The sequence below is a fragment of the Corallococcus sp. AB045 genome, assembly GCF_003668895.1.
In the GTDB taxonomy this organism is placed as follows: Bacteria; Myxococcota; Myxococcia; order Myxococcales; family Myxococcaceae; genus Corallococcus; species Corallococcus coralloides.
The window spans coordinates 26,023-32,542 of sequence record NZ_RAWN01000109.1 but is presented as its reverse complement, the minus strand read 5'-3'; the positions used below and the strand labels follow the sequence as shown (position 1 = coordinate 32,542).

The 6,520-nt window shown below is 70.7% G+C and carries 7 protein-coding genes; all 7 read right to left on the bottom strand.

Going from position 1 to position 6,520, the window contains the following annotated elements:
• On the bottom strand, window positions 1-559 hold a 559-nt coding region (locus D7Y21_RS24345; RefSeq protein ID WP_121716007.1), incomplete at its 3' end, for a hypothetical protein.
• Window positions 547-711, bottom strand: coding sequence for a hypothetical protein (locus tag D7Y21_RS41885; protein ID WP_158616729.1), 165 nt, complete (start codon window positions 709-711; stop codon window positions 547-549). The genes D7Y21_RS24345 and D7Y21_RS41885, both read right to left, overlap by 13 nt.
• A 12-nt stretch (window positions 712-723) precedes the next feature.
• Window positions 724-3,774, bottom strand: a complete 3,051-nt coding sequence (locus D7Y21_RS24340) for a PQQ-binding-like beta-propeller repeat protein (RefSeq protein ID WP_121716001.1) — start codon at window positions 3,772-3,774, stop codon at window positions 724-726.
• 13 nt (window positions 3,775-3,787) lie between these two features.
• Complete coding sequence (locus tag D7Y21_RS24335; RefSeq protein ID WP_121715999.1) at window positions 3,788-4,348, bottom strand: hypothetical protein; 561 nt, start codon at window positions 4,346-4,348, stop codon at window positions 3,788-3,790.
• A complete protein-coding gene (locus tag D7Y21_RS24330) occupies window positions 4,345-4,659 on the bottom strand; it encodes a PqqD family protein (protein WP_120567955.1) in 315 nt (104 codons plus the stop codon). The genes D7Y21_RS24335 and D7Y21_RS24330 overlap by 4 nt, the downstream gene beginning before the upstream one ends.
• Window positions 4,656-5,066 (bottom strand): S24/S26 family peptidase, encoded by a 411-nt coding sequence (locus D7Y21_RS24325; RefSeq protein WP_255424227.1) that lies wholly within the window; start codon window positions 5,064-5,066, stop codon window positions 4,656-4,658. Before D7Y21_RS24325 ends, D7Y21_RS24330 begins: the two co-directional genes overlap by 4 nt.
• Window positions 5,067-5,239: 173 nt before the next feature.
• Entirely contained in the window at window positions 5,240-6,502 is a 1,263-nt protein-coding gene (gene hisS / locus D7Y21_RS24320; protein ID WP_233592074.1) for a histidine--tRNA ligase, read from the bottom strand.
• Window positions 6,503-6,520 lie beyond the last annotated feature (18 nt).

The window sequence follows — 6,520 nt, the reverse complement described above, 5'->3', positions numbered from 1 at the left end:
ACCCACCACCCTCCGCAGGCCACACTGCGACCAGCTCATCCGCGAGCACCGTCCCGCCGGCCTCGCGCCACAGCCCGCCCAGGGTGCTCTTGCCCGCGCCGGAGTGCCCCACGAACAGCGCGGCCCGGCCCTCGTGCACCAGCCCGACGCCGTGGATGAGCAGCCCGCCTCGCTTCGCGAGCGCGGACGCGAGCATCACCTTGATCACGTTCTCCACCGGGTACCGCCCGGCCCCGATGACGTCCGCGTGGCACCGGTCCGGAGAGAGCACCGCGGAGTACCCGGCGCCCTCCACGCGCAGCGTCCCCGAGTCACCGGGCGTAAGCCGGGGCAGCTCCTGCATCTCGGGCGGAGCAAGGGGGCTGGGAGGGTTCCGCATCACCAGCCGGGCATCGGGAGCCACGGCCTCCGGAGCGAGGAACGCGCCGAACACGCGCCGGAGCGGACCGGCGAGCGCGTCATCCTCCACATCGAGCGCCACGGTCCACCCGGCCAGGGTGATCCGGAGCGCGCCGTCACGGGGACCCGGCAGGGGGTCCCCGCCGTTCAAGGCACGCACTCCCCTTCGCCGGGGATGGTGCACATGGACAGCTGCGCCAGCGCGACGAAGGGCTGCTCCCACAGGATGGCGGGCGGCACGTACACGGCGGACGCAGCCGGCGGCTTTGGCACGGCGGGCCCCGCGGGCGGCTGTGAAGGACGTTGGCTCACGTGATGGCCCACCTAGAAGGGCACCGGAAAGGCACAGATTCGACCATCCGCGGTACCGACATGCAACCGGCCCACGGTGTGATCGATGGTCGGCACGCCGATGAGCTGCGCCGGCCCCACGGTCACCTGCCCGGTGTCCGTCCCATTATTTTCCAGCTCCAGTTGGTGCACCTTGCCGTCCGCGCTGCCGACGTAGACGCGCGGCACGCCGTTCACGTTGAGGGTGAAGAGGCCGGACGGGTTCATGATGGGCGTCTTCCACTTCCACGCCGGCACGTTGGTCGTGTTCGCCGCATCGACCGAGTAGTGCTCCACCGTGTCATTGGTCCGGCTCACCACGAAGCCCCGGCCCTGGGGCCGCACGAAGTGGGTGAACGTCCGCTGCGTGGCGTCCGCGACCTGGACGGTCCACACAATCTCGTACGTGGCCGGACTCACACCGTGCACCCGGCCGTCATTGGCGGTGATCAGGATCTGGTTGGTCGTGGCGTTGCGGACCACGCTGAACTCCAGGTCGCCCAGCGACAGCCGCGCCACCTCCGCGCCCGTGAGGCTGTTGAGCACGCGCAGCGTGGCCGCGCTCGTGCCCGACCGGGTCGGCACGTAGAGCCGGTTCGTCGTGTAGTCCACCATCATGCCGCCACTCACCATGCCCAGGTCCCCGGGCCGGTAGCGCCAGATGAGCGCGCCCGTGGCCGCGTTCAGCGCGACCACCTGGTTCTGCGCGGACGTGTTGCGCGTGGCGAAGATGGCCAGGTCCACGTTCGAGTACGTCGTCCGGTACTCCGGGTTCGCGTAGTCGAGCAGCTGCGTCACCGGGAACGAGCTGATGTTGCCCAGGCCCAGCGTGGTGTTCCGCCACAGGAACTCGCCCGTGGCCGCGTTGAGCACCGCCGGCACGCCGGTCTGATCCCCCACGACGATCCACTGCTGCCCGGGCCGGCCCAGCAGCGGCACCACCGGGAAGCGCGTGGCGATCTTTCCCGCCATCTTCACCGGCCGGAAGCGCTCCGCGCCGTCCTCGGACGGGTTCGTGGTGTTCGTGCGCGTGGCCACCACCGAGTCGTTGAAGGAGCTGAAGATGCCCACGCCCAGCTCCGTCACCGGCTGCAGCGTCGTGTCCAACCCCACCGAGTAGCACCACAGCGGGTTGCCCGCCACGCGAGCCCGGGGCGTGGCCAACAGCCCCTGCGAGGTGGGCTGGTTGCCCGGCCCGTACCGCAGCTGATCATCCACGTTGAACACGCGGTAGGTGTACGTCGTGCCGTTCGTCACCGCCGTGTCCGTCATGGACGACGCGGAGCTGAACTCGTCCACGTAGGCCACCGTCGCGTTGCCCAGCACGTCGCCCACCGCGTAGCGCACGCCGCTCGTCGGCGCGGGGTTGGGCGGGCTCGTCCCTTCGGCGCGCAGCACCAGGGTGCCGCCGTGGTTGAAGGGGTTGTCCCAGGTGAGCGTCACGCTACCGTCGCGGGCCACGCCCGTGAGGCGCCCCACGTCCGGGGACGCGGCGACCGAGAGCAGCGTCATCGTCCCCTCCACGTAGATGCGCGGATCGTTCCAGCCCTGGTTCAGCTCCAGCCGGTGACGGAACGCCGTGTCCGCGGTGACGGCGGTGAAGCCCGAATAGGTGATGCGGAAGGTGGCCTCGCCGCCCACCGGGATGCCGGTCTCCGACTCCCAGAGGAAGCCGGCCGTGTCCGTGGTGACGTTCCAGTCGCCGAATGCCTGCGGGCCCGACGCGGCCACCGAGAAGTAGTTCACGGCGGGCCTGAACAGCTTCACCTCGTAGATGGGAAGCGTGCCCCGGTTCTGCACCATGTACGCCACCGTCACGCCCGTGGCCGCGGTGGACATCGTCTCCTGGCTCAGCCGCACGCGGTGCTCCACGATGCGGCCCTTGCGCGCGGTGACGACATCCCCCGCCACCGCCGAACCGTTGAGCGTCCCGTCCACCTGCGCCTGGAACTGGTAGCGGGCGCCGGGCGTGCCCGACACCTGGTAGCGCCAGGTGAACTGCGCGGAGGCCCCCGGCGCCAGCTGCGCCACGCTCTCCGGCGACGGCCCGGCCACGAGCGACGCCGTCGCGCGACCCAGCAGCACCGGCGCGCGCGGGCGCACCTGGGTGTACGTGTTCGTGGTGGAGGTGTTGAGCACCGTCAGGCGCAGCGCCACCTGATCACCGGCGAACGCATCCACGATGTCCATGTCCGCCGCCGCCACCAGGTTGCCCACGTCCGCCACGGGCGAGTCCGCCAGCGGCGCGTTGACGGCATTGTTGCTCGTGCGCGCCCGCACGCGCGCGGCCACGGCACCCGCGGCGGTGGGCCGCAGGTTGGCCACGAAGATGCCCGCGGACCGCACCGCGACGGTCGCGTTGCCAGTGGGGCTCTTGCTCACGGTGGTGAGGGGCACGCTGCTCGTGGTGGCGGGGTTGTCCAAGAGCACCGAGGCCGAAGCCGTGCCCCGGTTCTCCACCACGACGCGCGCCACCGTCGTGCCATTGACCGCCAGCAGCCGGGGCGACAGCGTCACGTTCGCGGACAGGGTGCTGCGCGTCCACGGGGTCATGTTGCCCACGGTGATGCCGTAGTTCGTGCCATCGCACTGGTCGCGGCCGCTCGTGCCCGTCGCGAAACGCTCGGTGGTGACGTCGCTGGTGCCCGCTGGGGCCACCACGCTCAGCACGAAGCGCGCGGACTGGGTCCGCGCCAGGCCGCGTCCTTCATCGATGCAGCCCAGCGTGGACTGGAAGGTGATGCGCCGCTGGGTGGAGTCGATGTACTCGATCTTCCAGTTCGGGTTCTCCTCCGCCGGCAGGCCACCCAGGAGCTGGTAGCCGGTCGGGAGGACGAACGACACCTCCGACAGGCGCGCGTCGTTCGTGGACGTGGACGTGTTGGTCACCTCCACGACGAGCTCGGACGCTTCACCCATCACCACCCGCGCGGCCGTCTCTCCGGCGGTGGGGATGGGGCGCACGGTCCAGGTATGAGGCTCGTTCTGCGCGAAGCCCACCGCGGGCAGCAGCACGGCGACGAGCGCGAGGATGCGGACGTTCATGGCGTGCCTCACGTCACGGCTCCAGGGTGAAGGACGTGGCGGCCAGCTGCACCCCATCCAGGAAGAAGCGAACCTGCCAGGTGCCCGTCATGCGCGTCATGGACACCTGCGTGCCCGCCACCGGCAGCGAATAGCGCAGCGTGCGCGTCTCCTCCGGCAGCGCCTCCACCGTCGCGCTCCGCTTCTCGTACGGACGCCCGCCCGGCGCGATGAACTCCACGTCCACCAGGCCCTTGTTCCGCACGCCGCTCACCACGAAGTCCACGTCCACCTGCTGCACCTCGGACAGGGCCGTGGGCTCGGAGCCCACGCCCACCACCTCCGCGCTCCCGGTCGGGGGCGGCAGCGGCACCGGAGGCGGTTCTTCCGGAGGCGGCTCCTCGCCCGCGGGGGCCGGAGGCGGCGGCCGGGCCACGCTCCCGCCACCGGCCAGCACGTCGGTCGGATCCACGGGGGTGACGGAGCCACTGCCCTGCCCTGGCTTCACGGCCGCCGGCGGCAGGGGGGACACCCCTTCCGAGCACGCCGACAGCACCACCGCCCCCGCCAGCACGGCCACGAGCGCCCGCATCATGTCTCCTCCAGAGGCGCGGCACCGGCCGACGCGCGCACTTCGTCCAACAGACCCCGCCGCTGAAGCTCCCCCAGGAAGCGCAGCGTGTCGGTCAGCACCGGACCGACGTCGGTCGAAAACTCGGAAGCCACCTGCTCCGCCACCGCCCGGGCCGTGCGCTGTCCGTCGCACAGCGCCCAGATGCGCGCCGCCGTCGGGTTGAGCCCGCGCAGCGTGCGCCCCTCCGCGTCCAGCACCAGGAAGTCCGCGCCAAAGCCCTCCCCCGAGGTCCCCGCACGCCGCCGGGGAACGCTGCCTTCCTGAAAGCTCATGCGCGGCCCGTCCTTCCCAGCCACGCGGCCACCTGGCGCTTCAGCGTCGCGCGCCAGCGGCCCAGCCGCCGGGGCCCCACGTCCCAACGGTCCATCTCCAGCAGCGCGCTACCCCGGCGCACACGCCGCGCACGTCCCAGGATACGGACGAGAGGCAGCGGCGGATCTTCCATGGCGCCATTGTCCCCGCGAAGCGCGCAGAAGCTGCCGTCGCACCACCGCACCCGGTGCAACACCAGCGAGGACTCGAAGCGCGCCAGCACCACCTCACCCGGGCGCGGCGCCTCCACCAGCGGCTCCACCTCCGCCACGTCACCCGCACGCAACGACGGCCACATGCTGTCCCCGGCGACAGGGATCCAACGAGGGCCATCGATCACGGAAACGGGCTGGAGAGCGCTCGGCATCGCGGAGGGAATTCTACTCCACCCTCTCAATGTCCGCGAATCTCCGAAGACTCAATCCCCCAGCGATTCCCAGGACTTACGATGCTTAACACCTTTACTCCTGGGTTTTCAGGGAAGACGGGCCGCCCCCCTCCCCTCCGGCCTGGCGCGTCATCGCCGGAGGGGGAGTTGGATCAGGCCGCGGGGGCCGGGGCCGGGGCATCCGGCTGCGCGCGCACGGTGGCGGCGACGCTGTCGAGCGCCACGGGGATGGGCTCACCGCCCGCCATGGGCTTGAGCTTCGCCTGGCCACTGGTGCGCTCCTGCTCGCCCAGCACCAGCGTGAAGCGGGCGCCAGACTTGTCCGCGCGCTTCATCTGGCTCTTGAGGCTGCCGCCGCGCGTGTCGAAGTCCACCTTGAGGCCCTCGCGGCGCAGGCGACTGGCCAGCTTCAGGCCCTCGTCCTGCGAGCCCTCGTCGGCCACGGCGATGAACAGGTCCGGCCGCTGGGCGAACGTCTTGCCGCTCTCCTTCAAGAGCAGCACCAGCCGGTCCAGGCCCATGGCGAAGCCCACCGCGGGCACATCCGGCCCGCCCAGGCCCTTCATCATCTTGTCGTAGCGCCCGCCGCCGCCCACGGTGCTGGCGGTGCCCAGCGCGGGGTGCGAGGCGATGAACTCGAAGACCGTGCGCGTGTAGTAGTCCAGGCCGCGCACCAGCCGGTGGTTCACCACGTAGCGGATGCCCAGCGCGCCCAGCTTGCGCTGCAGGTCCGTGAAGTGCGCGCGGCACGGCTCGCAGAGGAATTCGAGCACGTTGGGCCCGGCCGCGGCCACCGCCTGGCATTTCTCGTTCTTGCAGTCCAGGACGCGCAGCGGGTTGCGCTCCAGCCGCTGCTGGCAGTCCGCGCACAGCTCTTCTTTGTGCGCGTTGAGGTACTCCACCAGCTTGGCGTGGTACGCGGGCCGGCAGTTGTCGTCGCCCAGCGAGTTGATGTTCAGGGTGACGTCCGTGAGGCCCAGGGCCTCCAGGAACTGCACCACCACGTCCATCAGCTCCGCATCCTGCGCGGGCTCCTTCGCGCCGTAGGCCTCCGCGCCAATCTGGGAGAACTGACGGTAGCGGCCCGTCTTCATCCGCTCGTAGCGGAACATGGGCCCCATGTAGAACCAGCGCGACACCGGCTCCTGGTTGTTCACCGAGTGCTCGATGTACGCGCGCGCCGCGGGCGCGGTGCCCTCCGGACGCAGGGACAGGCTGCGGCCGCCCTTGTCCTCGAAGGTGTACATCTCCTTGCCGACGATGTCCGTCTCCTCGCCCACGCTGCGCACGAAGAGGGCCGTGTCCTCCACCATCGGAGTGCGAACCTCGCCGTAGCCGAAGCGGCCGAACAGCGTGCGCGCGGTCGACTCCACGAACTGCCAGATTTCAATCTCGCCCGGCAGAAGGTCGTTCATCCCCTTCACGCCGTTGAT